The 202-nt window shown below is 54.0% G+C and carries 1 rRNA gene; it reads right to left on the bottom strand.

The features are described from left to right. Positions 1 to 15: 15 nt before the first annotated feature. Positions 16 to 131: ribosomal RNA gene (gene rrf, locus ACM615_RS23915) — 5S ribosomal RNA — on the bottom strand. Between the last annotated feature and the right edge of the window lie 71 nt (positions 132 to 202).

Consider the following 202-nt stretch of genomic DNA (forward strand, 5'->3'; position numbering starts at 1 on the left):
CTTTACTAATTTGATGCCTGGCAGTTCCCTACTCTCGCATGGGGAGACCCCACACTACCATCGGCGCTACGGCGTTTCACTTCTGAGTTCGGCATGGGGTCAGGTGGGACCACCGCGCTACTGCCGCCAGGCAAATTCTGTTTCATCCATACCGCATCATGCCATGATTTCTCAACACACTACGCCATACGAACCAATCTCG

This window comes from Rahnella sp. PAMC25617 (genome assembly GCF_050606005.1).
GTDB lineage: Bacteria > Pseudomonadota > Gammaproteobacteria > Enterobacterales > Enterobacteriaceae > Rahnella > Rahnella variigena.